Source organism: Rhodobium orientis (genome assembly GCF_003258835.1).
Classification (GTDB): Bacteria; Pseudomonadota; Alphaproteobacteria; order Rhizobiales; family Rhodobiaceae; genus Rhodobium; species Rhodobium orientis.
Genome location: NZ_NPEV01000042.1, coordinates 24,109 through 50,515 on the forward strand (window position 1 = coordinate 24,109; position 26,407 = coordinate 50,515).

Annotated in this window: 21 protein-coding genes and 1 tRNA gene; 15 read left to right on the plus strand and 7 right to left on the minus strand. The window is 64.8% G+C overall.

The window, feature by feature from the left end; genetic code table 11:
* Window positions 1–103: 103 nt before the first annotated feature.
* Window positions 104–1,597, minus strand: a complete 1,494-nt coding sequence (gene pdxR, locus CH339_RS17200; RefSeq protein ID WP_111435632.1) for a MocR-like pyridoxine biosynthesis transcription factor PdxR — start codon at window positions 1,595–1,597, stop codon at window positions 104–106.
* 137 nt (window positions 1,598–1,734) lie between these two features.
* Between pdxR and CH339_RS17205 the strand changes: the two genes are divergently transcribed.
* The 12 genes from CH339_RS17205 (at window position 1,735) to CH339_RS17260 (ending at window position 18,585) form a co-directional block, all read left to right on the plus strand.
* Window positions 1,735–3,075, plus strand: coding sequence for an aspartate aminotransferase family protein (locus CH339_RS17205; protein WP_111435612.1), 1,341 nt, complete (start codon window positions 1,735–1,737; stop codon window positions 3,073–3,075).
* A gap of 630 nt (window positions 3,076–3,705) precedes the next feature.
* The gene (locus CH339_RS17210; protein ID WP_170138566.1) at window positions 3,706–4,932 is read left to right on the plus strand and encodes an MFS transporter; all 1,227 of its coding nucleotides are present in this window, start codon (window positions 3,706–3,708) and stop codon (window positions 4,930–4,932) included.
* Between the two features lie 148 nt (window positions 4,933–5,080).
* Entirely contained in the window at window positions 5,081–6,178 is a 1,098-nt protein-coding gene (locus CH339_RS17215; protein ID WP_111435614.1) for a mandelate racemase/muconate lactonizing enzyme family protein, read from the plus strand.
* Window positions 6,179–6,533: 355 nt separating this feature from the next.
* On the plus strand, window positions 6,534–7,982 hold the full coding sequence (locus CH339_RS17220) for a 3-oxoacyl-[acyl-carrier-protein] synthase III C-terminal domain-containing protein (protein ID WP_146610222.1): 1,449 nt from the start codon (window positions 6,534–6,536) through the stop codon (window positions 7,980–7,982).
* Entirely contained in the window at window positions 7,972–9,144 is a 1,173-nt protein-coding gene (locus tag CH339_RS17225; protein WP_111435616.1) for an acetyl-CoA acetyltransferase, read from the plus strand. The genes CH339_RS17220 and CH339_RS17225 overlap by 11 nt, the downstream gene beginning before the upstream one ends.
* A gap of 20 nt (window positions 9,145–9,164) precedes the next feature.
* Complete coding sequence (locus tag CH339_RS17230) at window positions 9,165–10,358, plus strand: CaiB/BaiF CoA transferase family protein (RefSeq protein ID WP_111435617.1); 1,194 nt, start codon at window positions 9,165–9,167, stop codon at window positions 10,356–10,358.
* A gap of 18 nt (window positions 10,359–10,376) precedes the next feature.
* Entirely contained in the window at window positions 10,377–11,687 is a 1,311-nt protein-coding gene (locus CH339_RS17235) for an MFS transporter (RefSeq protein ID WP_111435618.1), read from the plus strand.
* Window positions 11,688–11,790: 103 nt separating this feature from the next.
* Window positions 11,791–12,195 (plus strand): hypothetical protein, encoded by a 405-nt coding sequence (locus CH339_RS17240; RefSeq protein ID WP_111435619.1) that lies wholly within the window; start codon window positions 11,791–11,793, stop codon window positions 12,193–12,195.
* A gap of 11 nt (window positions 12,196–12,206) precedes the next feature.
* Complete coding sequence (locus tag CH339_RS17245; protein ID WP_111435620.1) at window positions 12,207–13,013, plus strand: alpha/beta fold hydrolase; 807 nt, start codon at window positions 12,207–12,209, stop codon at window positions 13,011–13,013.
* Window positions 13,014–13,311: 298 nt separating this feature from the next.
* Window positions 13,312–14,550: an acetate/propionate family kinase gene (locus tag CH339_RS17250; protein ID WP_111435621.1), complete on the plus strand. Its 1,239-nt coding sequence runs from the start codon at window positions 13,312–13,314 to the stop codon at window positions 14,548–14,550.
* Window positions 14,547–16,700, plus strand: coding sequence for a phosphate acetyltransferase (pta, locus tag CH339_RS17255; protein ID WP_111435622.1), 2,154 nt, complete (start codon window positions 14,547–14,549; stop codon window positions 16,698–16,700). Before CH339_RS17250 ends, pta begins: the two co-directional genes overlap by 4 nt.
* Before the next feature lie 283 nt (window positions 16,701–16,983).
* Window positions 16,984–18,585: a PucR family transcriptional regulator gene (locus CH339_RS17260; protein ID WP_111435623.1), complete on the plus strand. Its 1,602-nt coding sequence runs from the start codon at window positions 16,984–16,986 to the stop codon at window positions 18,583–18,585.
* A gap of 87 nt (window positions 18,586–18,672) precedes the next feature.
* On the opposite strand, the gene CH339_RS17265 is transcribed toward CH339_RS17260, so the two are convergent.
* A tRNA-Met gene (locus tag CH339_RS17265) sits at window positions 18,673–18,749 on the minus strand.
* Window positions 18,750–19,303: 554 nt separating this feature from the next.
* On the opposite strand from CH339_RS17265, the gene dsrE2 reads away from it, so the two are divergent.
* The 3 genes from dsrE2 (at window position 19,304) to CH339_RS17280 (ending at window position 21,797) form a co-directional block, all read left to right on the plus strand.
* A complete protein-coding gene (gene dsrE2 / locus CH339_RS17270) occupies window positions 19,304–19,807 on the plus strand; it encodes a sulfur carrier protein DsrE2 (protein ID WP_111435624.1) in 504 nt (167 codons plus the stop codon).
* Between the two features lie 93 nt (window positions 19,808–19,900).
* Complete coding sequence (locus CH339_RS17275; protein WP_111435625.1) at window positions 19,901–20,125, plus strand: sulfurtransferase TusA family protein; 225 nt, start codon at window positions 19,901–19,903, stop codon at window positions 20,123–20,125.
* A gap of 277 nt (window positions 20,126–20,402) precedes the next feature.
* Window positions 20,403–21,797, plus strand: coding sequence for an OmpP1/FadL family transporter (locus CH339_RS17280; protein WP_111435626.1), 1,395 nt, complete (start codon window positions 20,403–20,405; stop codon window positions 21,795–21,797).
* Between the two features lie 92 nt (window positions 21,798–21,889).
* On the opposite strand, the gene cysG is transcribed toward CH339_RS17280, so the two are convergent.
* The 5 genes from cysG to CH339_RS17305 are packed head-to-tail and all read right to left on the minus strand — an operon-like array spanning window position 21,890 to window position 26,195.
* Window positions 21,890–23,401: a siroheme synthase CysG gene (cysG, locus tag CH339_RS17285; protein ID WP_244669046.1), complete on the minus strand. Its 1,512-nt coding sequence runs from the start codon at window positions 23,399–23,401 to the stop codon at window positions 21,890–21,892.
* A gap of 10 nt (window positions 23,402–23,411) precedes the next feature.
* A complete protein-coding gene (locus CH339_RS17290; protein WP_201240943.1) occupies window positions 23,412–23,627 on the minus strand; it encodes a DUF6967 family protein in 216 nt (71 codons plus the stop codon).
* A gap of 25 nt (window positions 23,628–23,652) precedes the next feature.
* Entirely contained in the window at window positions 23,653–23,847 is a 195-nt protein-coding gene (locus CH339_RS17295; protein ID WP_111435628.1) for a sulfur relay protein DsrC, read from the minus strand.
* 12 nt (window positions 23,848–23,859) lie between these two features.
* A complete protein-coding gene (locus CH339_RS17300) occupies window positions 23,860–24,786 on the minus strand; it encodes a TauD/TfdA family dioxygenase (RefSeq protein WP_201240944.1) in 927 nt (308 codons plus the stop codon).
* Window positions 24,783–26,195 carry a cobyrinic acid a,c-diamide synthase CobB gene (locus CH339_RS17305; protein WP_111435630.1) on the minus strand — a complete coding sequence of 471 codons (1,413 nt, stop codon included), beginning with the start codon at window positions 26,193–26,195 and terminating at the stop codon, window positions 24,783–24,785. The genes CH339_RS17300 and CH339_RS17305 overlap by 4 nt, the downstream gene beginning before the upstream one ends.
* Window positions 26,196–26,407 lie beyond the last annotated feature (212 nt).

The following is a 26,407-nucleotide window of genomic DNA, read 5'->3' on the forward strand; positions in this document are numbered from 1 at the left end:
GCCGCCGGCAAGACCCGACGGCCGGAAGCGGCTCGATATGCGACCCGTTCGCCCGGTCAAGATGCAGAGATGTACTTTTTCAATGTGATCGGCATCGCCGACGTCAACTGGCGCCGGGCGGACGCAACGATGCCGGAACACCATGACGGGCAGCGGCCTCGGCGATGAGATCGACGCCGCGCTCCATGCGCTCCTCCGGCACATAGGCAAAGCCGAGGCGGAAGGAATTTTTCGGCGCGCGCGCCATGAAGAACGTCGCACCCGCATCGACGATGACGCCCTCCTCTCTGAGCGATGCGCTGAACGCGGTGGCGTCGAAGCCTTCCGGCCCCGTCAGCCAGAACGAGGTCCCGCCGACGGAGTGCCTGACGGAGAATGCCGAAAGCCTGGTGTCGATCGCCGCCTTCATGCGCCGCCAGCGCTCGCCGTGGCGGCGCACCAGCGTGCGCAGGTGCCGGTCGTAATAGCCGAGGCCGAGGAATAGCGCGGTCGTTTCCTGCAGGATCGTCGGCGGATGCCTGAGCAGCATGGTGCGGATCGCCCGAGCTTCCGCAATGATCTGTCGGCTGGCCACGATGAAGCCGATCCGGAGCCCCGGCGACAGGGTCTTCGACAGGCTGCCGACATAGATGACCCGGCCGTTGCGGTCGAGCGCCCGGAGCGTCGGCGAGGCATCCGCCCCGCCATGCATCTCCGCCTCGTAGTCATCTTCCAGGATGAAGAAATCGTCGCGATCGGCGCGGGCGACGAGGTCTTCCCGGCGCGCCATCGTCATGGTGACAGAGGTAGGGAACTGGTGGCTGGGCGTCGTATAGACCAGCTTGCAGGCTGGCGGGATGTGTTCCGGCACCAGCCCATTGTCGTCGACGGCAACGCCGGCCACCCCGTTGCCGGTGAGCGTGAAGGCGTTGCGGGCGTCCGGGTATCCGGGGTCCTCCACCGCGATCGGCCCCGCCTTGCGGGCGAACAGGAGCCCCATGATCGCCAGCGCGTTCTGGGCACCGAGGGTCACCATGATCTCGTCATCGCCGGCAAGGACGCCGCGATAGTGGAGCAGCCGCTGGCGGAGCTGCTGCAGCAGGTGGGGGCTGTCGCCGGCGATGTACTCCCCCGTCCATTCCGTCAGGGTGGACCGCTTCAGCGCCTGGCGGGAGCACTCGCGCCAGGCATCGATCGGGAACAGCGCCGGATCGGTCTGATTGTAGATGAACGGATAGGGATAGTCGGCCCAGTCGGCCGGATGGTCGACCCGCTTCAGCGACGACGGCGCATGCGGGCCGAAGTCGACGGTCTCGGTGTCCGGCGCAGCGCCGCCCCGGTCCGCCGGGACGACCGGCAGCGCGGCGGCGCTCACCACATAGCCCGAGCGATCCTTCGCCTCCAGCAGCCCGAGATCGACGAGCCGCGAATAGGCCGCGAACACCGTGTTGCGCGAGACCTGAAGCTGGCCGGCCAGCGCCCGGCAGGAGGGCATGCGAAACCCCGGCGGCAAGGCGCCGCGCGAGATCGCCGCGCTGACCTGTTCGCAGATCCGGTCGCGCAGCCTCAGTCCGGGGTTCTGCGGCAGCTCGAAGATCCGTGACGTCAGGATGTCCATGTCGCTCGCCTCCTTGCGTCGCACCGAGACTGGCACAGCCTTCGCCATCTGTCCCTCAGAAACCGATCACCTGTCCCTTTTCCTCTCCCCCGGCTGCCCGCATTGTCGTGAGAGCCACGCTCGAAGGGAGACGATCAATGGACAAGGCGACAGAGACCACGGCGGCATCGGGCCTTGAGACGGACTGGTCCCGGGAGGCAATCCTTGACAGGCGCGACCGCTATTTCGCGGCGACGCAGCGCGCCTTCGTTCCCTATGAGACGCCGCTCGTCATCCGGCAAGGCAAGGGCCAGTATGTCTGGGACGAGGACGGCAACCGGCTGATCGACCTCCTCGGAATGAACCTGTGCATCAGCGTCGGCCACGCGCATCCGGCGGTGACCGCCGCGGTCAAGGACCAGGTCGACCGGCTGACGCACTGCACGACCATGTTCCATCATCCGGTGCCGGCGCATTTCGCCGAAGAACTCGCCGCCACCATGCCGGCGGGCGAGGACTGGGTCGTCCACTTCACCAATTCCGGCACCGAGGCCATCGACCTCGCCATCATGCTGGCGCGATCGGCCACCGGCAATTCCGACATGCTGGCGCTGCGCAATTCCTATCACGGCGCCACCTACGGGGCGCAGGGCGTCACCGGCGTGCGCAACTTCCGGCACAATATCGGTCAGCTTTCGAACATCAGCTTCGTTGCCGAGCCGAACCAGTATCGCGGCATCTTCGGGGCGGGCACCGAGCCCTATCTGGAGGAGATCGACCGCACCATCGCCTACACCACGAGCGGGGCGCTTGCCGGCATGATCATCGAGCCGGTGCAGGGCTATGGCGGCATCGTCGTCATGCCGGACGGCTATCTGAAGGGTGCCTTCGAGCGCGTGCGCGCGGCCGGGGGCCTGTGCATCGTCGATGAGGTGCAGTCCGGCTTCGGCAAGACGGGCGAGGCCATGTGGGGGTTCGAGCGCCACGGCGTCGTCCCCGATATCGTCGTCATGGCCAAGGGCATCGGCAACGGCATCCCGCTCGGCGCCGTCGTCATGAAGCGCCATGTCGCGGAAGCGATGCGCGAGAAATTCCTGTTCCACACCTATGGCGCCAACCCGGTCGCCTGTGCCGCCGGCCGCGCCGTCTTGCAGGTGATCAGGGACGAGAACCTGATCGAGAACGCCCGCACCGTCGGCGCAGCGCTGATGGAGCACCTGGAAAGCCTGAAGCAGCGCTACCAGGTCATCGGCGACGTGCGCGGCCGCGGCTTCATGATGGCGATCGAACTGGTCAAGGACCGCCAGACCCGGGAGCCTGCGCCGGAGGCCACCGCGAAGGTGTTCGAGCGGACCCGCGACAACGGCCTCATCATGTCGAAATCGGGCAACTTCAAGAACATCCTGCGCATGGTACCGCCGCTGTGCCTGTCCATGGACGACGTGGAGCCCGTCGCCGAGGCGCTGGACAGGTCGTTCAGCGGCGTGTCGCCGGAGTAGGTGGTGACGGAGAAGACCGCGTCTCCCGCGCTGCAGCCGGCACCCCGACGTGCCGATCTCCCTGCCTCGCCGCCAGTCCGACCGATATCGCAACCCGCACCTCGGGTCGGCCGACCGCTGTACATGACACCGTGCCCCGGCGGGGGCGGTTGACGCATGCGCCTGCCGCCGGCGGAGGACGCATGGGCCCAGGCCCAGTACTTGCCATTCAACAGTTTAAATATGCCCTTTTCGGAGCAAAGACCGGTGGTTGTTTTTCCCGGCACCAGAATCCGGATCGCAATGCCATTTTGAAACGGCCAATTTGGAGAATAATCGGCTCAATTCGATTCCCGACGTGGCACCGAATTCCTCCTTTCGGAGCAAGGTTGGGACCGGGACGTCCTCGTTCTGCGGATAGCGGCGAATGTGACGCATCTTTATACTATTCATCGTGACACAATAAATTTGCAAACCGTGCTAAACGCATCTTCCAAAAATCGCTATCCGCCAAACAAGAAAACAGCCACCAGAGGTTCCGAACAAAAAGAACAATCTTCTGCCAATACGGGGCTGGCAATGACCGTAGCATGCGACCAAGAAAGACCTAAACCGAAAGTACGTCTGGCTGCCGTTACCTCTGAAGACAGGATGACCAGGGATTCCTGGCTGATCCTGATTGTTGTTTGCATCGCCTGGATTTTCGACGCTGCCGACGGCACCATCTTCTCCCTGACCATGCCGCTCATCCGGGAAGAGTTTCACCTGTCGCAATCCGCGATCGGGCTGATCGGCACGATGTTCCTTGCCGGCGCGACGCTGGGCTCGTTCACCCTTCCCATCATCGGCGAAAAATACGGCCGCCGCTGGGGCATGATCACCTGCGTCGGCATGTACTCCGTCTTCACCGGAGCAATCGGCCTTGCCGGCAGCGCCATGACCGTCGGCATCGCGCGTTTCCTGACCGGCATCGGGACCGGCGGCGAATGGCCCATCGGCGCCACCTATCTGGCCGAGGTCGTGCCGCCGAAGAAGCGCGGATTCTGGATGGGCATCATGCAATCCGGCTATCCGCTCGGCTATTTCCTCGCCAGCGTCATCTTCGCCACCGTCGCAGCCCTCGGGCTCGGCTGGCGCGCCTGCTATTTCGCACTCGTGCTGCCGGCGCTGATCATCATTCCCGTCGTCAGCCGGTTCAAGGAGAGCCAGACCTGGGTGGATCGCAAGAACGCCTCGGACGCGGACGCGACGAAGGTGTGGCGGACGCGCGAAGGCTTGTCGGCGCTGTTTGCGACGCCGGAAGACCGCAAGGCGACGATCGTCGCCTCGGTGCTGCATATCACGCTCGGCGTCTATGGCTGGGGCGCGACGATCTGGCTGCCCTCGGCGCTGGTCAGCGACTTCGGGGCGACCTCGGGGCAGATCGGCAGCGTCTTCATCATCATCTACGCGGTTGCGACGGTCGGCTATCTGCTGTCCGGATGGCTGCAGGACCGCATCGGCCGCCGCTGGTGCATCATCGTCTGCCTGATGCTCGGCATGACGGCGGTGGTCGGCCTCAACGTTCTGCGCTGGATGGACGCGCCGTCGATGATGGCCGTGTTCGGACTGGCAATCCTGCTGGGCTTTGCCCAATCCACCAACACGCCGCTGATCACCTACACGAGCGAGATCTTTTCCTCCAAGAACCGGTCGATGGGGCTCGGCTTCTCGGTCGCGAGCGGCAAGGTCGCCGCCATCCTCTGCCCCACCGTCATGGGCGTGATCGCCGACTATTCCAGCGTCAGCACGGCCCTCTTCTACTCAACACTGTTCGGCTGGCTGGCAATCCCCGTCGCCCTCTGGGGCAAGGAAACCGCGGGGAAGACCCTGGCCTGATCGCGTCACCGAACACCGCCGGCGCCTGAAGGCGCCGCCCCCTCCTCTCGATCCGTTTCCGGGCGCAGTCGGCGCACAGGCTAGGTGCGCCCGGAATCCCTCCAACAGTCCCCGACTGTCCTTTCCTCCGTGCAACAGGAGAAGTTCCATGAAAATCAAATCGATCACGGTCACGCCGTTCAGCGTTCCCTACAAGCATGTGGTGAAGTGGGCCGCAGGCGTTCTCACCGCTTCCGATCACCTCATCGTGCGCATCGAAGCGGAGGACGGCACCTGCGGCCATGCCGAGGCGATCCCGCGCCCGATGATCTATGGCGAGACCCAGGAAGGCATGTACTACGCGCTGACCAAGCATCTGATCCCGCCGCTGATCGGCGAGGATTCGCTCAACCTTGAGCGCATCTGGGAAAAGATGGAGCGCCTGCAGTGGAACCCGGCGGCCAAGGGCGCGATCGACGTCGCCCTGTGGGACCTCAATGCCCGGCTGCTCGGCGTCTCGGCGGCGCAGCTCCTCGGCGGCCCCTATCGCACGGATGTTCCGGTCTCCTGGCAGATCCCGCTGGTGTCGAACGAACAGGCGATCGCGGAGCTCAAACGCCTGACCGGCGAAGGGTTCATCTGCTTCAAGGTCAAGGGCGGACCCGATCCGGACAACGACATCGCGCTGTTGAAGGAGATGCGGGCGGAGGCCCCGAATGCGCGGCTCTATATCGATGCCAACATGGACTACGGCCGCCAGGACGCGATCCGCGTCATGAAGGCGCTCGAAGGCGTCATCGACAGCCTGGAGGAACCGATCCGGGCGTCCGACGATGCCGGCCGCCTCGATCTGGCCGCGCGGACGAATATCCCGATCCTGACCGATGAATCGAGCTTCACGGTCGAGGCTGTCTACCATCAGCTACAGCTCGGCGCAGTCCGCGAGATCGGCATCAAGATCCCGCGCACCGGCTTCACCAAATCGCGCAAGATCGTGCACCTGGCGGAGGCCGGCAACCTGCCGGTCCAGGTGTGCCTGCAGGCCGAATGCGACTACGGGGCCGCGGCCTGCGTCCAGTTCGCCGCCGCGTTCCGGCAGATCAGCCTGCCCTGCGAGGTCGCCTGTTATCTCGACTGCGTCGCCGACTCCATCATCAAGAGCCCGCTGGTCATCAAGAACGGCCATACCCAGCTCCCCGAAGGCCCCGGCCTCGGCGTCGAGCTGGATTGGGACAAAATCGAGAAATACCGCGTCAAGATCGGCTAAGGCCGACGCGGGCCGGCGGCAGCCGCCGGCAGCCCGACTGTGCACCATTCGATGGGGCGCGCCGCCGAAAGGCAGCGCGCCCCGTTGTCTTTGTACCGGCGCCCGGAAAAGTAATCCCAAAATTATGGTCAAGTAAAAACGTTGCGGCGTGGTGTCGCAGAAACGTCCTGTCAAACACATTTTGCGGCACGGATGAGTCACGACATTGCTGCGCTGCACAAAACACCCCTCCTTTCATAGGAAAATTGGCTCCTTTCATTATCGATCTGCGAATTGTGGAAACGGTGCCCTGGCTTGTATTTGGTGAAGATAGAGAAGGAAAAACAAAACAGTAGAGCCAAGGAAGCAAGTGGCAATGCAACCAATAGGAATTACGTCGATCGGCGTACATATCCCCTATTACTACATGCAGCGGAATACGATCGCCGCCGCATGGGGGGCACGCGGGCTCAAGGGCTGCCGCAGTGTCGCCAATGTCGATGAAGATGCCGTCACGATGGCGGTCGAGGCAATCAGGGACGCCGGCGCCGACGCATTGGGCGGCGGTATCCAGGCGCTGTATTTCGCCTCGACAACGGCGCCCTACGCCGAGAAGTCCCACGCCGCGATCGTTGCCACAGCGTGCAACCTTCCCGAGACGGTGTTCACCACGGACATCGCCAGTTCGTTGAAGGCCGGCACCGGGGCCCTGCGCATGGCCCTCGATGCGGCCATCGCCCGGCCCGGCACCAATACCGTCGTCGTCGCCGCCGACTGCCGCGACGCCGCGCCCAAGTCGCCGCAGGAACAACTGTTCGGCGATGCCGCCGCCGCGGTGACGATCGGCGACGAGAACCCGATCGCCGTGATCGATCACATGTCGGGCAACACCCGCGAAATCGTCGACGTCTGGCGCAATGCGGGCGAGCGCAACATCAATACGGCCGAGCCGCGCTTCGTCACCGATTGCGGCTACAAATCGGCCATGCAGGCCGCGGTGGCCTCCTTCCTGAAAGAGACCCGCACCAGCGCTCCCGACTACACGCGCCTGGTGATCTCGACATCGGATCTGCGGGAATATCTCGCGGTTTCCAAAAAGCTCGGCTTTTCTCCGGAGCAGGTCCAGGACCCCTTGATGCTGGAAATCGGCTGCTCGGGCACCGCACAGGTGTTCGTCGCCCTGGCCGCTGCCCTGGAGACCGCCACCCCCGGCGACCGGATACTCGTCGCAAACTACGGCAATGGCGCCGATGTGTTCTCGCTGACCGTTACCGACGCGATCTGCCGGTGTCCGCGGCGCAGCCGCATGCGCGACCTCCTTGCGTCCCGGCGCGAGCTTGCCGAATACGGCAGGCTGCTCTCCTTCCGCGGGACCATCGAGCCGGCCGCCGGGGAACCCTTCCGCCTGACGATCTCGACCGCCATGACCTGGCGCGACCAGGGAACCTATCTCGGGCTCGAGGGCAGCGTCTGCGAGGAATGCGGCACCGCCGCCTTTCCGGTGAACCGCGTCTGCCATTCGTGCGGTGCGAAGGACAAGTTCACGGTTTCGCCCAGATCCCACATGGAACCGGAAATATTCACCTATTCCGTCGACCGCCTCGCCGGCCGAAGCGACGATCCCGTCGTTGTCCAGACAGTCGCCGAAGATAAATCCGGCTGCAGATACTACCTGAACATGACGGACTTCAATCCCGAAGAGATCTTCGTAGGTAAAAAACTCAACTTTACCTTACGCAAGATCCACAATCTCGGGAATTTCGTCAACTATTACTGGAAGTTTCGGCCGCTGCGCAAAGCCGAGGAGAAAACCAATGAAGGATAAGGTCGCCATCGTCGGAATGGGCTGCTCCAAGTTCGGCGAGCGCTGGGACATGGGCCTGTCCGACCTGATCATCGAAGCGGCTTACGAGGGCTATGCCGACGCCGGCATCGAACCCGGCCAGATCGATGCCGTGTTCTATTCCAACGGCACCACCGGCGCCCTCGCCGCGACCCCGGTCGCCGACGCGCTGAAGCTGAAGAACATCCCCATCCTGCGCAACGAGAACTACTGCTGTTCCGGCCATATCGCCCTGATCGAGGCGTGCATGGCGGTGGCCAGCGGTGCCTACAAGACCGTGCTCGCCATCGGCGCGGAAAAGCTGAAGGACACCGGCTTTGCCGGGCTCGGCGCCGGACGCGGCATCTCCACGGTGATGGAAGCCCGCCGCACGGCGCCCGGCTCCTTCGCCCTGATCGGTACGCGCTATTTCGAGGAGAACGGCATCTCCTACGATGAAGGCAAGCGGCTGCTGGCCAACATCGCGGTGAAGAACCACGCCAACGGCATGCTCTCCCCGAAGGCGCATTTCCACAAGGAGATCACCGTCGAGGACGTGCTGAAGGCGCCGATCATCGCCACCCCGCTCGGCCTGTTCGACTGTTGCGGCAACAGCGACGGCGCGGCCTGCGCCATCATCACGAGTGCGGAGAACGCCCGCTCGTTCCGCGACGACCCGATCTGGATCAAGGGCTTCGGCATCTCCATGGACGCCGGCCTGCCGCACATGCGGCCGGGCTTCGGCTGGACCAGCTTCGATGCCCTGAAGGTCTCCTCGGGCAAGGCCTACGAGATGGCCGGGATCAAGAACCCGCGCGAGGAGATCGACGTCGCCGAGGTCCACGACTGCTTCACCGTTACGGAGATGCTGATCTACGAGGACTTCGGCTTCAGCGCGCGCGGCCGCGCCCGTGACGACATCGACAGCGGCTTCTTCGAACGCACCGGCGGACTGCCCGTCAATGTCGACGGCGGACTGAAATGCTTCGGCCATCCGGTCGGGGCGAGCGGCATCCGCATGACCTACGAAATCTACAAGCAGCTCCAGGGGCGCACGGACAATCCCGAGCGCCAGCTGAAGGGCGCCGCCCGGGGCCTTTCCCACACCTTCGGCGGCCCACCGCAGCTCAGCGCCGTTCTCATCGCCGGCAACGAAAAAGGCTGAGCAAGCCACAGGAGAAGACAATGGAATACACCAACGGATCGGCCTTGTCGGGGCTGAAGGTCCTCGACATGGGCAGGGTTCTGGCGGGGCCGGCATGCACCGCCCTCCTCGCCGATCTCGGCGCCGACGTCATCAAGCTGGAAACGCCCGGCGTTGGCGACGACTCCCGCATCAACCTGCCCAAGCAGAACGGCCAGAGCACCTATTTCGTCAACTTCAACCGCAGCAAGAAGGGCATCACCCTCAACCTGAAGAAGGGCAAGGACATCTTCCTGCGGCTGATCAAGGAAGTCGACGTCCTCGTCGAGAACTTCCGGCCGGGCGTCATGAAGAAACTCGGCTTCGACTACGAGACGCTGCGGGAAATCAATCCCGGCCTGATCTATGCCGCGGTGTCCGGCTTCGGCCAGACCGGCCCCTACAGCCAGCGGGCCGGCTTCGATCCGGTCGCCCAGGCGCTCAGCGGCATGATGAGCATCACCGGCTATCCGGACCGGCCGCCGGTGCGCTGCGGCTCCTCCGTCGCCGACGTGATGGCCGGCATGAACGCCACCATCGGCATCCTGGCGGCGCTGCAACACCGCCACGCCACCGGCCGCGGGCAGTTTATCGACGCCTCGCTGGTCGAGGCGGCGATCGTCGGCATGGCCAGCGTCAACCAGGTCTACCTGACCACCGGCGTCGTCCCCCAGCGCCAGGGCAACGGCTACACGGCCTGCGCTCCCGGCGGCTGCTACCACGCCATCGGCGGCGAGGTCGCGCTTCTGGCGATGGGTGAGGTGGCCTGGGAGAAGCTCTGCAACATCATCGGACGACCCGAGCTTCTGCAGCGCCCCGAGTTCGCCAACAACGACGAGCGGGTCAAGAACAAGCCGGAACTCGACCGGCTGATCGACGAGGCGACCAGCACGATCCCGATCGACGACCTGGTCGAGCGCCTGCTGGCGGCCAAGATGCCCGTCTCGCCGATCTACAACATCGCCCAGGTGGCGGCGGACCCGCACCTGGCCGACGACCGCCATGTCTTCACCGAAGTCGATCACCCGACGATCGGCAAGGTCAAGATCACCAACCAGCCTTTCAAGATGTCCGAGACCAATCCGCACGTTCGCGGACCTTCGCCGTCGCTCGGCCAGCACAACAACGCGGTCTACCGCGCGCTCGGCTACAGCGACAAGGAAATTGAAGACTTTGCTGCCAACGGAACGATCTGATCAGGGAGTTGAATCAAGATGACACAAGCAGCGATTTCCGACCCACCGAACGTCTCCAAGCCGAAATTCATCGATAAGGCTTTCGTCTACAAGACCTTCATCGTCGTGTTCCTCGGCTGGACGTTCGTCGGGTTCAGCAACACGTTCAACCTGGCGCTGTCCGGCATGATGGAGGAGATGAATTACTCGTCGACCTCGATCGGACTGGTAGTCAGCGTCTATTCGTTCGGTGGTTTCATCAGCGCGCTCTGGCTGCCGTTGCTCGCCGACCGCAAGGGGCGGCGCCTGGGCATGTGCCTGAGCATCGCCTTTGCCACCATCTTCAACAGCATGATCGGTTTCACCACCAGCATCATCCAGCTTCTGCCGCTGCGGTTCATCTCCGCCCATGGCCAGACCTGCCAGTGGGGCATCGGCTCGTCGCACCTTTCCGAGGTCGTCCCGGCACGGGACCGCGGCGCCTTCCTGGGCCTGATGCAGATGGGTACCCCCGTCGGCTATTTCCTGTGCTCGGCGATGTTCACCGTCATGATGACCATGGGCTTTTCGTGGAGAACGTTCAGCCAGATGGGCATCATCGGCATCGTCATCTGCATTCCGGTGATCTTCTGGCTGCGCGAGAGCGACCTGTGGCTGCGCGACCACGGCAAGAAGGTCCCGAACACGGGCGGCGCGGCCGAAGTTCCGCCGGTCACGCGTGAAAAGAAGATCACGACCTGGGAGCTGTTCCGGCCGCAATACCGCAAGAGCACCTTCGTCGGCATGGCGCTGCATTCCATCGGCGCATTCTGGGCCTGGGGCAACACCACCTGGTTCCTGGTCTGCGCAGCGCAGGACTTCGGCATGGACGCGGTCGCACGCGGCAAGCTCAACATGCTGATGTGGGGCGTCGCCATCATCGGCTATCCGCTTGCCGGCAAGATCGGCGACATGATCGGCCGGCGTCGCGGCATGCTGCTGTTCACCGTCATCATCCTCATCGGCACCCTGATGATGTTCGTCTCGAGCAGGTCGGCCACCCCCGACGTCACGCTGCTCTATATCGCAACGCCCATCATCGGCATCGGCCTCGGCGTGCACTCGATCCTGATCGCCTACTCGTCCGAGATCTTCCCGTCCCACGTCAGGGCCACCGGCAACAGCCTGTCCATCGGCGTCGGGCGTCTGTCGGCCGTGTTCTCGATGATGGCGCTCGGCGTGATCGCCGACGTCACCACCCCGACGACAGCCGAACTGGTCTGCGCCATCGGCGGATTCCTGATGGTTCCGATCGTGTATATCTGGGGCGTCGAGACCGCCCGTAAGGAACTGACGGAAATCGCCGACTAGGTCGGGCACCAAATCCCTCCCCCGGGACGCCCGGGGGAGGCTCGACCCGGAGCTGCCTCGTTCTTGGGCGCCTTCGGGTCCTGGACAAAAAGAGCAAGAATAGTTGTTCCGACAGGAGAAAAACGATGCAGGACGTCATGTTGAAGCTCAAAGACAGGCTCAACGGTGTCCCGACGCCGATACCTTCGCCAACAAGTATTACGGGCGGGTTCTGACCGGCGACATCACCCTGAAATACGATGACGAGGTCTACACCTTCGCCGTCCATAACGGGAAAATCATCGACGTCACCGAAGGCATCCCGCTCAGCGGCATCGACCTCGGGGTTTCCGGCGCCAAGAAGGACTGGGACCAGTTCGCTGTCCGCAAGAGCCTCACCGTTTCCACCAACAAGATGAACCCTAACTGCCTCGCCCATATGGGAGCGCCGCTTCGCACGCGGCAGAACTTCAACGCCGTGGCCTATCTCTGCCGCGTGTTCGCCGAAATTCTTGAAGGCACGAAGTAGGAGGCACGATCATGGCAATCACCGGATTCTACAAAAAAGTTCAGGGCATCAAGACCTATTTCGAGACCAATGACGGTCCCGAGGACAGCCCCTACACGATCATCTGCCTGCACACGGCCGGCCGCGAGAACCGTCAGTACCACGACATTCTCGAGATCATGGAGGACAAGTACAAGGTCTACTCGTTCGACATGCCGGCGCACGGCAAGAGCTGGCCGCTGCCGCACAACAAGGCGATCGACACCTTTGAGGGATACGGCGCCTTCGTCTGGGACGTCATCCAGGAGCTGGATGCCAAGAACCCGGTCGTCATCGGCTGTTCGATGGGTGGCAACATCGTCTACTACATCGCCCAGAACTATCCGGTCTCGGCCATCCTCTCCATGCAAGGTGCGGACTATACGCCGACGGTCGATGCCCGCATCCTGGAGATGCTCGACCACCCCTATGTCAGCGTCCAGCACTCGCAGATCGAGTATTCGGAATGCCTGATCGGCCGCGCCTGTTCCGAGGAAGCGCGCGACTTCATCATGCTGGGCGTCGCCCAGGAAATCTCCAGCACCAAATATGCGGACCTGAAGCAGTACACGGGGTTCGACGTTCGCGACAAGATGTCGACGATCACCTGCCCGGTCCTCATCGTCCATGGCGTGGACGATCCCATCGTCACGGAAGAAATGGTCGCCACGACGACGGCTCGACTGACCAATGTGAAGAAGCTGGTCTACAAGCCGGTCCAGGACTACGGCCATTTCCTGATCGTCGAGAACCCGCAGGTCGTCTGCGACTGTCTCGACGAGTTCCTGTCCGATCTTTGACGCCGAGCGCTCGGGGGGCGGCCCGCCCGGCTGCCCCTTGAGAGCGCTGTCGATAGAAACGCCCTTCCTCCCGAAGCTTCGATCCGCCCCGGCCTGACGGGACACGGATTTCGGATGTGCTGAAAACCACTGCGGCAGGCGCCCGGTGGAACGGGAGTGGTCGGCCGATTTTCTTGGGCTATCGGCCGGGTCGTTGCGTCGAGACCGGGTCCTTTTCCTCAACTCCGGGACATCTCCTCAAAGGGAATTCCCCGGGGCTTTGTCTTTCCAACATCGGCACACGTCCGGGAGTACTTTCGTGGCTAACTGCTCGCCCCTTGCACTGGTCGTCAACTGCGGCTCGTCTTCGCTGAAATTCGCCCTCTTCGATACATCCATGCCCGCTCCTCTCGTCGACGGACTTGCCGAACGCCTGGGTTCCGACGAGGCGACGATCCGGTTCCACATCGACGGCACACGCCGGACGACGCCGATCGCCGGCGCAGGACACCAGCAGGCATTCGATGCCCTGCTTGCCTTTCTGACCGACCACGGGCTTAGCGCACGCATCGGCGCGGTCGGGCACCGCGTGGTCCATGGCGGCGAGCGCTTCACGACATCGGTCGAGATCACCGAGGAGGTGATGGCCGGCATCGCGGAATGCGCGGTGCTCGCGCCGCTCCACAATCCGGCAAACCTGGTCGGCATCCGGGCCGCGATGGCGGCCCTCCCCGATGCGCGGCACGTCGCCGTTTTCGATACCGCCTTCCACCAGACCATTCCCGAAGAGGCCTATCTCTACGCCCTGCCGCAGCGGTTCCGGCGCGATTTAGGCGTCCGGCGATACGGCTTCCATGGCACCTCCCACCGCTACGTCGCGGGGCGCGCGGTGGAGTTCCTGGGTCTCGACCCGAAAGACCATGGCCTCATCGTCCTTCATCTCGGCAACGGCGCTTCGGCGACTGCCGTCCGCAACGGCATCAGCGTCGATACCTCCATGGGCCTGACGCCGGTGGAAGGGCTGGTGATGGGCACGCGCTGCGGCGATGTCGATGCCGGCGCGCTCACCTATATCGCCCGCCGCGCCGGTCTGGACGTCGACGCCCTCGACGCCATGGTCAACAAGGAGAGCGGGCTGCTGGGCCTGTCCGAACTGTCGAACGACTGCCGGACGCTGGAAGCCGCCGCCGCCGAAGGGCACGCCGGCGCGCGCATGGCGCTCGATGTCTTCGCCTATCGCATCGCCAGGACCGTCGGTGCGCTGAGGATGCCGCTGGCCCGCCTCGACGCCGTGGTCTTCACCGGCGGCATCGGCGAGAATTCCGCAAGCGTCAGGGCTTCCGTCATTGCCCGCCTCGGCTTTCTCGGCATGAACCTCGACGAGGCAGCGAACCGGGCGACCACGGGCGGCAACGCCGGCTGCGTGAGCGGACCGGGACGCCCCGCGGCCCTCGTCATGCCGACCGACGAGGAGCGCATGATCGCCTGCGACGCTGCCTCTATCGCTTTTTCCAATGCCCCCGTCGCCTTTTCCGTGTTCGCGGAGGCCGCAGAATGACCATCCGACATTCCCCACTCCTGATCTACGTGGCGCCCACCACGATCGACCTCGGCGGCTCGGCCACGGCCCTCGGCCTGGCACGAGCGCTCCAGCGGGCCGGAGCCTCGGTCGGCTTCGTCAAGCCGATCGGCGATCACCGCGGCCATTGCGAGGACGCCGATGACTCCGTCGGATTCGCCAGACGGATCCTCGGGCTCGACGTGCCGGACGCCATCCCGCTCGCCGAGGCCGAGGCGATGGTCCGGGGCGGCGAGATCGACACGCTGCTGGAAAAGGTCGTCTCCCTCGTCCTCGCCGCCTCCGAGGGCATGGATGCGGTCATCATCGAAGGGGCCGCGCTGAGCGACGCCCATCCCCTGATCGCCGAACTCGACATCATCATCGCCAGGTCGCTGCGCGCGAGCGTCGTTCCGGTGCTCCTCAGCCGCGACGAGACCGCCTCCGGGCTCGCCGAGACGATTGCCGATGCCGCCCGCCGCTTCGGCTGGGAAGGCTCCCCGCCGAAGGGCGTCGTGGTGACAAGGATCGCCGGCGCCCTTGCCGGGCGGATCGGCGACGCGGATTTCGCCGCGACGCTGCTGGGCGTCGTGCCGGAAGACGCATCCTTCACCGCGCCGCGCCTCGTCGATGTCGTCGACGATCTCGGCCTGACCGTGCTGGCGCCGGGCGACATGCGCGATGCCTGCGTACGCGACGTCGTCGTTGCCGCGCGCAGCCCCGAACATCTGGTCGAACGGCTGAAGCCCGACACCCTGGTGGTGACGCCCGGCGACCGTTCCGACGTGATCGTCACGACGGCGTTCGCCAAAGCGAGCGGCATGCCGATCGCCGGGCTGCTGCTGACCTGCGGCGCCCGCATCCATCCGGCGCTCGAGGCGTTCCTGGCGCCGCGCCTGAAGGGCCTCAGCGTGCTGTCGAGCGACCTGGAAACCTTCGACGCCGTTCGCCGGCTCGGCGCGGTCGACCGGCGGATCCGGTCCGGGGACGACGCGCGCATGGAACGGCTGATCGACCATTTCGCCGATCATCTCGATGTCTCCGTCTTCCTCGCGCGCGATCTCCTGCCCGAGCCGAAGGCGATGACCCCGCCGATGTTCCGCACCGAGCTGATCCGCTCCGCGAAGGCGGGCAACCGGCGCATCGTGCTGCCGGAGGGAGACGAGCCGCGGACGTTGGCCGCCGCCGCGATCTGCGCGCGCAAGGGGATTGCCCGTTGCGTGCTCCTCGGCGCGCCGAAGGTCGTCCGGGCCGCCGCCGCGCGGCACGGCATCGACCTGCCGGAGAGCGTGGAAATCGTCGACCCCGACGCCGTGCGGCGGTCCTACGTCGCGCCGATGGTGGAGCTGCGCAAATCCAAGGGGCTGACGCCGCAGCAGGCGCTCGCCCAGCTTGAGGATAGCGTGGTGCTCGGCACCATGATGCTGGCGGTAGGCGATGTCGACGGCCTCGTCTCCGGCGCCGTGCACACCACTGCCTCGACGGTCCGTCCCGCGCTGCAGCTGATCAAGACGCGACCCGGCTCGACCATCGTCTCGTCGGTCTTCTTCATGCTGATGCCGGATCAGGTCTTCGTCTATGGCGACTGCGCCATCAATCCGAACCCGACGGCGGAACAGCTCGCCGAGATCGCCATTGAGTCGGCGGAATCCGCCCGCGCCTTCCGCATCGAGCCGCGCGTCGCCATGATCTCCTATTCCACCGGCGCCTCCGGCAGCGGCGCCGACGTCGACAAGGTGCGCGAGGCAACGCGGCTGGTCGGCGAGCGCCGCCCCGATATCGCCATCGACGGGCCGATCCAGTACGACGCCGCCTCGGTCGAAAGCGTCGGCCGCCAGAAGGCCCCCGGCTCGGCCGTCGCCGGGCGCGCCAACGTCTTCATCTTTCCTGATCTCAACACCGGCAACACGACCTACAAGGCCGTGCAGCGCTCGGCCAATGTGGTCTCGGTCGGCCCGATGCTGCAGGGCCTGCGCAAGCCGGTCAACGACCTCTCCCGCGGGGCGCTCGTCGACGACATCGTTTACACGATCGCCTTGACGGCCATCCAGGCGACATCCGCCGGGGCGGCAGAAGAGCCCGCATCCACCAGGAACGCAGTGCCGGCATCGGCCCCCGCTGCTCCCTCCCTTCAAGGCGGGGCTGCGTGAAGCCGTGCCGGTCTCTTCTGCCCGAAGAGGCCGGCACGGTTTTTCCCCATCGTCCCGTTGGCGGACGTGCCGGCAATGCGGCAGGCAGCGGGACCTTTGCAAAGCGATAAGACATTGCGCCTTATGATAATCGTGAAGACAGGCACCCTCTCCCCGGCGCTCGCAAGAGCCGCACCGAAGGGGGCGCCGCGTCCCCGGCAAGGGACCTCGATGCCCGGTCGTGGCCGCGGGCTGCGGTTGCCCGCGCGGCAATGACACGACCCCCTGTTCCCCGGAGGCCTTTATGGGCGTAGCGATTGCGGATCTCATGAAAGAGGAGATCTTTGCCGAGAACATCGAACTGGTCGCCGGCCGGGAGGGGGTGGCCAGGGACGTTCGCTCCATCTCCGTCATGGAGGTGCCCGATTTCCCCGACGGCGACGTCGGCCGGGGCATGATGATTCTGACGACGCTGTCGGCCTACAAGAACAATATCGAGGCCATGGTCGACGCCTTCCGCAAACTTGCCGCCAAGGGTATTTCAGGCCTCGTGGTCAAGCTCAACAGGCTCAATCCCTATATGGATGTCCTGCCGAGCGAACTGATCGACTTTTCCAACCAAAACAACGTTCCTCTGTTCATCATCTCGAAAGTAAATTTGCCATTCCGCGAAGTCATATTCTGTGTTATGACACGGCTGGTCAATTACAAATACTCGATACTGCTGCGCGTCAACCAGCACTATGAGGAGCTTTACGACGCGATCGTCAAGCGCGAGGGCCTTGCCAACTTCCTCCAGAGGTTTTCCGCCTCAACCCGGCTGGCCTGCATCTGCATCTCGTCGAACGGGGAAACCCTGGCCAGCAGCGATCGCGACAATGCGTTTTCGCCGGCGCTCATTTCCCGGCTGATGGAAGACATCCGCCTGTTCGAAGCGGAAAGCGACGCCAACCGGCCCTACGCCCGCGCCGGCTGCATGGTCTTTCCGGCGATGCTGCAGGACGGGATCGGGGGCTATTTCATCGTGCGGATGGAACACGACCTCGAGGAGGAGGAGATGTTCTTTTGCCGGCAAATGGTGTCGTTCCTGTCGATCAAGATCCTGGAAGACTACCTGCTCCTGGAAAGCGGCCAGCGCGCCTCCGCAATCACCGTCGATCGCATCCTCTATGGCGTCATCAACGACCCCGAAGGGCTGCAATTGAGCCTGGAAAGCCTCGGCTTTTCCCACAACGGCCTGATGAGGATCCTGTTGATCCGCGACGCGACGCGCCAGAACGGATCGACGCTGGATGCCAGCCACTATTCGCGCTTCGAGCATTTCAAGGCGTATTTCAAGCGCGAGTTCGGCGGCAGCGTCGTCCACTCGTTCGCCAACGGCTACATCGTGTTCCTGGCCCTGAAGCAGGACATGAAACTGGGCGTGCTGAAACGCAAGCTGCTCGCCGCCCTGGAGTCTCCCCGCGTCGACGCCGGATTCTGCCTCGGATGCGGCTCGCCGGTCGAGAAGGTGGGAGACATCCCGAAGAGCTTCTTCGGCGCACGCTCCGCCGTTCGTTTCGGGCACATCTTTGCGCCCGAGGAACGGATTCACTTCCAAACCGATTTCCTGGAAGTCAGCGCCGTCTCCCATCTGCTGGGAACCGCAGAGCACACGGCGATCAAGAGCAACGTCATCTCGCCGATCAAGCGATATGACGCCGACCATCGCTCGGATCTGTGGACCAGCCTCGACGTCTGCATCTCCGCGAGCTCCCTGAAGCAGGCCGCCGAAACGCTCTCCATCCACATCACGACCCTCAGGTACAGGATCAAGAAGATCGAGGACCTGACGGGCATCGACTACTTCAATACCAACGGCCGATACCTTCTGCAGACGGCATCGATCCTCGACAAGATCGAGTAAGCGACATCGATTCCCGCACGGCGACGGACCATCGATCGCCCCGGCGGCGCCCGCAATTCCGGCGCGTTGTCATCTCTTCGGATTTCTTGGTAGCGGGGGAGGGACTCGAACCCCCGACACGCGGATTATGATTCCGCTGCTCTAACCAACTGAGCTACCCCGCCACATGTCCCTGCCGCCCGCCATGCCGGCGGTGGCCCGCCCGCCTGTTGCTGCCGGAGGTCTCGAGCCAACCCCGTTTCGGCAGCTCCGCCGTCGGCCGGGATGCCGCGTCGGGGCGACGTTCGTCCGGCCTTGGCCCAGGGAGCGAAGACAGCGGCGATATAAGGGCGGTCAAACCGCCCTGTCAACTCCGGAAATCGCCGCCGCGACATGCCCCTTGCCGCCCGTCGTCGCGCGGCGCCGATGCCGGCTGCGACCGCAGTGCCCGGCACGCCTTGCGGGCTGCCCCTCCCCGACGCCGAAGGCACCGCCGGCAGGCCCCGCCCCTCACCCCTGCGGACGCTTGCGGGCGGCCGGCGCCGGCCGTTTTCTCGCGTCACCACTGCAAATCTGGTAACGTCCGATCATAAACCGTTGATGCGGTGCGGCTCCGGAGCAGCCCGATCTTGACATTCGCTTTTTAACAACTGCTAATGGACGATCAAATCCAAGAGAAACAGCGGCCGACCCGCCCGCGCTGCAGTACGGCCGCCGAAAGCAAGGGGAGAATCGCACCATGTCCGAAGACGCCGAGGGCACGAATACCAAGACGATGACCATCATCGTCACCAAGGGAACACTCGACTGGGCCTATCCGCCCTTCATCCTCGGCTCGACGGCCGCGGCGATGGGCGTCGACGTGCAGATGTTCTTCACCTTCTACGGCCTGACGCTCCTGAAGAAGGACCTCAACCTGAAGGTCTCGCCGCTCGGCAATCCGGCGATGGAAATGCCGATGATGGGCGGCCACATGTCGATGCCCAACATCATGGGCGTGATGCCGGGCGTCACCTCGCTCGCCAGCACCATGATGAAGAACATGACGAAGAAGAAGGGCGTCGCCTCGATCGAGGAACTGCGCGACATGGCGGTGGAAGCCGACGTCAAGATGGTCGCCTGCCAGATGACACTCGACCTCTTCGAATACTCCAAGAAGGACCTCATCGACGACATCGAACTGGGCGGCGCCGCGACCTATATCGACATGGCGCTGAAGTCCGACGTAAACCTGTTTATCTGATCCCCGGAGCCGGCCCCCGCGCGCCACGCTTTGCCCGAGCGGTCGGGCACGGCTGCGGGTGCTGCTAGAAGCATGTGAGGAAGAGGAGACCCCATGGCTGACGTAATGCTGGATGCGAAGGGCCTGAATTGCCCGCTGCCGATCCTGAAGGCGAAGAAAGCGATCAAGACGGTGCCGTCGGGCGGCACCCTGGAAGTGCTGTCGACCGACCCTGGCTCGGTCGCAGATTTCGCCGCTTTCTGCCGCACCACCGGCAACGAGCTGCTGGAATCCGGGCAGGACGGCGATACCTACCGGTTCGTGATCAAGCACGTCTAAAACGCTGCGATTACGGTATTTTCCAAACCACATTCGCATATATTAATATTAGCGAATGTTGCAGAAATGTATCAGACGACGGCCGATCCTGTTGCTAAGATCGGCCGTCGTTTTTCGTTGAAAAACCCTTTGCGCAACGTCGGGCGCGGCAAAAGAACGAAGACCAAAATCGCGAATTGCCGGGTGGCGAGACGGACGACTTAGAGGACCGGCGGGCAGACCGGCCGAACAGAACGGTCGGGCACTGCCGGAACCAGGCATCCTTTGGGGGGAATTCATGAACACCAGAACACTTGCGGTCTCCATTCTCGCGGTTTCGGCGTCGGCGCTGATGGCGCTTCCGGCGGCCGCCACGGAGGGCTATTTCCAGCACGGCTACGGCGCCCGCTCCAAGGCGCTCGCCGGCGCCGGCGTCGCCGATTCGGCGGACGCCACAGCTCCCGCCAACAACCCGGCCGGGCTCGTCAATGCCGGCGACCAGATCGATTTCGCCTTCTCCCTGTTCAGCCCGCGCCGCAGCTTCAAGGGCACCGGCGGCTTCGGCTTCACGCCGCTCGGCGAGCACGACAGCGGCAGCGAATACTTCCCGATGCCGAACATGGCGGTCAGCTACAAGCTCGACGCCGACAGCGCCATCGGCCTGATGGTCATCGGCAATGGCGGCATGAACACCGACTGGAGCGCGATGCCGCGCAACTTCACCACCGGGCCCTGCATCGACCCGGGAACCGGCCTGCCGCGGCCGTTCGCGCGCGGCACCTATTGTAACGGCAAGGCCGGCGTCAATCTCGGCCAGGTGCTGATCGGCGCCACCTACGCCCGGCGCATGGGTCCGGTCTCCTTCGGCCTGACGCCGATGCTCGCCGTCCAGTGGTTCAAGGCACAAGGGCTCGGCGCCTTCGCCGGCTCGTCCAACAGCCCGACCAACCTTACCGGCAACCAGCACGACTGGTCCTATGGCGGCGGCTTCCGGGGCGGCATGCAGTTCGACGTCACCGATCGCATCCGGCTCGGCATTGCCGGCCAGACGCCAATGTGGATGACCAAGCTCGACGATTATTCGGGGCTGTTCGCCAATGGCGGCGAGTTCGACATTCCGCCGAGCGCGACCATTGGTGTCGCCTTCGACGCGACGCCGGACGTCACCGTCATGTTCGACTACCAGAGGATCTGGTACTCGAGCGTCGATGCCATCGCCAATCCGTCGCGCAATATCCTGACCTGCCCGCCGGGCGGCGGCGCGCCGGGCTGTCTCGGCGGCTCCAACGGCGCCGGCTTCGGCTGGGAGGACGTCGACATCTTCAAGGTCGCCGTGGAATGGAACGCGACGCAGGAACTCACCCTGCGCGCTGGCTATGCCTACAACACCCAGCCGATCGACGGCCGCGACGCGATGTTCAACATCCTCGCCCCGGGCGTCATCCAGCACCACATCACCGGCGGTCTGAAATACGACATCAACGAGCGGAACTCATTCGAGCTGGCCGGTGCGTTCATGCCGAAGACCACGGTCCACGGCCGCGAACTGCCGCCGCCCTTCGGCGCCGGCGCCGGCCACGGGGTCGACCTGTCGATGAGCCAGTTCGACATCACCGCAAGCTGGACCTACCGCTTCGGCGACCTGACGCCGAGCGTTGCCCTCGACGACGAGCCGATCATCCGCAAATACTGACGGCCATTTATCCGGGCCACTCACCGACAAAGAAAACGCCGCGATCCGAAGGGACCGCGGCGTTTTTTGTGTTCTTCTGGCGGAAAGCGCGATCAGGCGAATTCGCTGGTCTCGACCGGGTCGAAGGGCATGGCGTGCAGGCAGTCGCCCTCGTCGGAGGCGGCGGAGGACGGGTGGTACCAGTTGAGCCGGGCGCGCAAGGTCACGACGGTGCCGAGGATGGTCAGCGCCGGCGCCTCGATGCCGGCCTCGGCGACCTTGTCGGCGATGTCGGTGACGGTGCCGGTGACGACGCGCTGGCTGCGGCGGGTGGCATTCTCCACCACCGCCACCGGCAGGTTCGGATCGGCACCGCGGGCAAGGAACTCGCGGGTCAGCTCCGGCAGCATCGACAGCCCCATATAGACGACGACGGTCTGGGCCGGTTGCAGCAGCGTTTTCCAGTCGAGGTCGAGGCGGCCGTTCTTGCCGTGGCCGGTGACGAAGACGCAGGCCTGGGCATGGTCGCGGTGGGTCAGCGGAATACCGGCATAGGCCGAGGCGCCGGTCGCCGCGGTGATGCCGGGCACCACCTGGAACGGGACCTCGGCATGCGCCAGGCGCTCGATCTCCTCGCCGCCGCGCCCGAAGATGAAGGGATCGCCGCCCTTCAGCCGCAGCACGCGCTTGCCCTCTTTCGCCAGCCGCACCATCAGCTCGGAGATGTCCTCCTGGGGCATGGTGTGATCGCGGTTCATCTTACCCACATAGATGCGTTCCGCGTCGCGGCGCACCAGGTTGAGCAGGCAGTCGCTGATCAGCCGGTCGTAGAGCACGACATCGGCGCGCTGGATGAGGCGTAGCGCCCGGAAGGTCAGGAGGTCCGGATCGCCCGGGCCGGCGCCGACCAGATAGACCTCGCCGACGGTCGGGCGCGCCGCCTCCCGGCGCGACGCCTCAAGCTCGCTGTTCAGCGTCGCCTCGGCCTTTTCCGTCGCCCCGGCCAGCACCAGGTCGGCGACCGGGCCGTCGATGATGCGCTCCCAGAAGCGGCGGCGGGCGGGACCGTCGGTGATCGCCTCCATGACCCGGCCGCGCAGCTCGCCGACGAAGCGGGCGAGCCGGCCATAGGCGGACGGCAGCATGGTCTCCAGCCGCGCCTTGATGATGCGGGCAAGGATCGGCGAGGTGCCGGAGGAGGAAATGGCGATGAGGAGCGGATCGCGGTCGACGATCGCCGGGGTGACGAAGTCGCAATAGTCGGGGCTGTCGACGATGTTGACGAGGGTTCCCGCGTCCCGCGCGAGCGCGTGGACCTTGAGGTCGATCTCCCGGTCCTCCGCCGCGCCATAGGCGAGGATGGCGCCCTGGAAATGCTCCTTGCGGGGCGTTTCCGACAGCACCGTCAGGTTCGGGTGGTCGGCCCATTCCTTGAAGTCGTCATTGACGCTGTCGGCCAGCACCGTGACGCGCGCGCCGGCGCGCAGCGCATGGTCGGCCTTTCGCGCCGCGGCCGTGCCGCCACCGACGACGACGACGCGCTTGTCGCGAATATCGAGGAAGATCGGCAATTGCTCCATCGATCCGTCGAAGCTCCTTTGCGGCGCGTGGTCCCGCGCCTTCATCGTGTTTCGGTCAGGCCGTTTCGGCCTTGTCCGCCCAGCCCTGCATGGCTCCCGCCCAGCGCGCGGCCGTTTCCGCGTCGATGTCGACGGAGGTGATGCGCTTGCCCTCGCGGATGGTGACCCGCAGCAGGGTCATGCCGCTGTCGAAGGTGACTTCCTTCAGGGTGACTTCGCGCCCATAGGGCGCGGCGATCTTTTCCAGTTGGGTAATGTCTTCGCTACTCAAAACGCTGTCTGTCCTGGACCGTGTGCTAGACCCGATCGCCCCAATAGAAGGCGGTCTCCAACTTGATTTCCCAGTTCCTGGGCGTATCGCGATAGTCCGGTTTGACGTCGAAATGCAAGAACCGCTCGCCGCCTTTGGCCGCCTCGACGACGAGTTTCTTCAGGTCCTCGAACGTCGTGACTTCCGGGTGCTGGATGATCAGGTCGCTGAGATTTGCCATTTTTTCGAAGTCCTATGCGGCCGCGGCCGACCGCACTTCGATACGGTCGATATAGCGTGCACGAAAGTAAAGTCTCGTCCGGCCCGGCCGGTGGTCGTCGACGAAGCCGGTCCGGTCATGGAGAACGTTGTTGCAGATGACGCCTTCGCCCGCCCCGAGGCGATAGCGGAAAAGCAGCGGGTCGTCGCTTTGCAGAATGTCGCGGAGCGCGGCGACGGCGGCCGTCGTCTCATCGCCGTCGCGCCAGTCGATGTTGCGCTTGCGTTCCGTGAACCGCATCAGCAGCCTGTCGGTAACAGGGTCGACGGAAAAGACCGGACCCGTCGCCCGCGGCCGCGTGCTGCCGTCCGGCTCCACATGCTCCGGGATCGCCATGGCACCCGGATGCATCAGGGCTTTGACAAGCGCCGGGTCGCGGTCGCGCAGGCGGATATAGGCGATTTCCGGATCGAAGAGACCGTTCTCGCCGCCCTCCGCCGCCGGGCGCACGCAATGCAAGAGCATGGCGCGGATCGGCGCCTCGGGCGGATTGTAGTAGCCGTCGGTGTGCCAGCGGATCGGCTTGTCGGTATAGGGAATGAAGCCGTGGCGACCGCCCTCGCGCACCACCTCCAGCGCCACCAGCCCCTCCTCGTCCATGGAGCGGTGGGCCTCCAGATGGCGCAGGCCGAAGATCCCGGCAAAGGCGCGCAGGCGCTGGCGCACGGTCGCCGGGTCATCGCAATGGCTCCGGCAGCGATAGATCGCCATGTTGGCGCGGGCGTTGAGTTCGACGATGGCGGCGCGCTCGGCCGCAGTGACCGCGCCGATATTGCCGACCTCGACGATCAGCTCGGCCGCGCTTTTCGGGAAGTTTGCAAGCTTCTCGTCCCGCCAGGCGCGGTAGGCGGCGTCATTGGCGAGGTCGAAGGGAGAGCCCATGGCGCTGGTTCCGCTCACGACGCGATCTCCTCGACCGCCTCAGCCGCCTCGGCGGATTGCCGCGCGTCCTTGCAAGCGCGCATGAAGGCGACGAAGCGCTCGACCCAGCGGTTGGCGGCGGTCGATCTCAGGTGGCTGAAGCCGGCAACGAGATTGCCGCGCACGATGCCGTCATTCGCGCCGTCGATGCCGTGGCCGCGGGCGACGCGGCAGGCAAAGACGGTATCCCTTCCGACGTTTTCCAGCCCGGCATAGTGGAACTCGTGGGCGCGCATCGGCGCCCCCTCCTCCGCCAGCGGCCAGGGCGCGGCGCCGGTCGGCTCCAGGCGGACGAGGCCGCGACCCTGCGGCCGCTCGTGCATCACCGCATCGGCGGCAACGGCGCCGACCATGGTATGGCGGGCGCCGTGCCAGGTCAGCGTGCGGCAGAGATACATGAGGCCGCCGCATTCGGCGTAGGTCGGCAGGCCATTGGCGATGGCGCGGGCGATATGGCAGCGCAGGCGATGGTTGTCTTCCAGCTCCGCCATATGGGTTTCGGGAAAGCCGCCGCCGATGAAGAGGCCATCGCACGGCGGCAGGACGGTGTCGCGCATGGTGTCGAAGAAAACCGGCTTTGCACCGGCCGCAGCAAACGCCTCAAGGTCGTCCTGGTAGTAGAAGCCGAAGGCGGCATCGCGGGCGATCGCCACCGTCAGGTCCGGACGCGTCAGCGCCGGAACGACGGGCGTGGCTAGGGGCGTCGGCGCGGTTTCGGCAATCGCGATGAGCGTGTCGAGGTCGACACCGGCGGCGATCGCGTCGGCCTGGCGCGCGACCTGGCGGTCGCGGTGGTCGGTGTCCCCGGGCGTGGTGAGGCCGAGATGGCGCTCGGCAATGCAGAGGGACGGATCGCGGCCGACGGCCCCGATCACCGGCACGTCGGTGTAGTGCGCCAGCACCGCGCGGACCTTTTCCTCCTGGCGGGTGGAGACGACGCTGTTGAGGATGACGCCGGCGATGTTCACGTCCGGGTCGAACTGCTGGTAGCCGAGGACGAGCGGCGCGGCGCCCCGCGTGATGCCTTCGACGTTGAGGACGAGGACGACCGGGCTTTCCGTCAGCTTGGCGAGGGCGGCGTTGCAGTCGCCGCCTTCCACGTCGAGGCCGTCATAGAGGCCCTTGTTGCCCTCGATGAGGCCGATATCGGCGCCGTCCATCTTTGCCGCAAAGAGGCTGCGGATCTCATCGGCGTCCATGGTGTTGAAGTCGAGATTGTAGCAAGGCCGTCCGGCGGCGCGCGACAGCCACATCGGGTCGATGTAGTCGGGGCCCTTCTTGAAGGGCTGCACCGCCATGCCGCGGCGCCCGAGGGCGGCGGCGAGCCCGACGGAGACCAGGGTCTTTCCCGACGACATGTGCGCAGCGGAGAGATAGATATGGGCCACGTTACCCTTCCCGGAACACCTGCTCTGCCCGCCTCCAGCGGGCATTGCCGCACCCGCCGATCACGGGCGGGCTCTGGTCAAAAATCGCCTTGCGCGCCGCGCTTCAGCACCGCCTTCATGATGTCCTTGACCTCCATCGCCTCTTTCTTCAGGTCCTCCGGCAGCGGCTTGCCGCCATGGATCATCATGTCCATGTCGAGGGTGTAGATCCA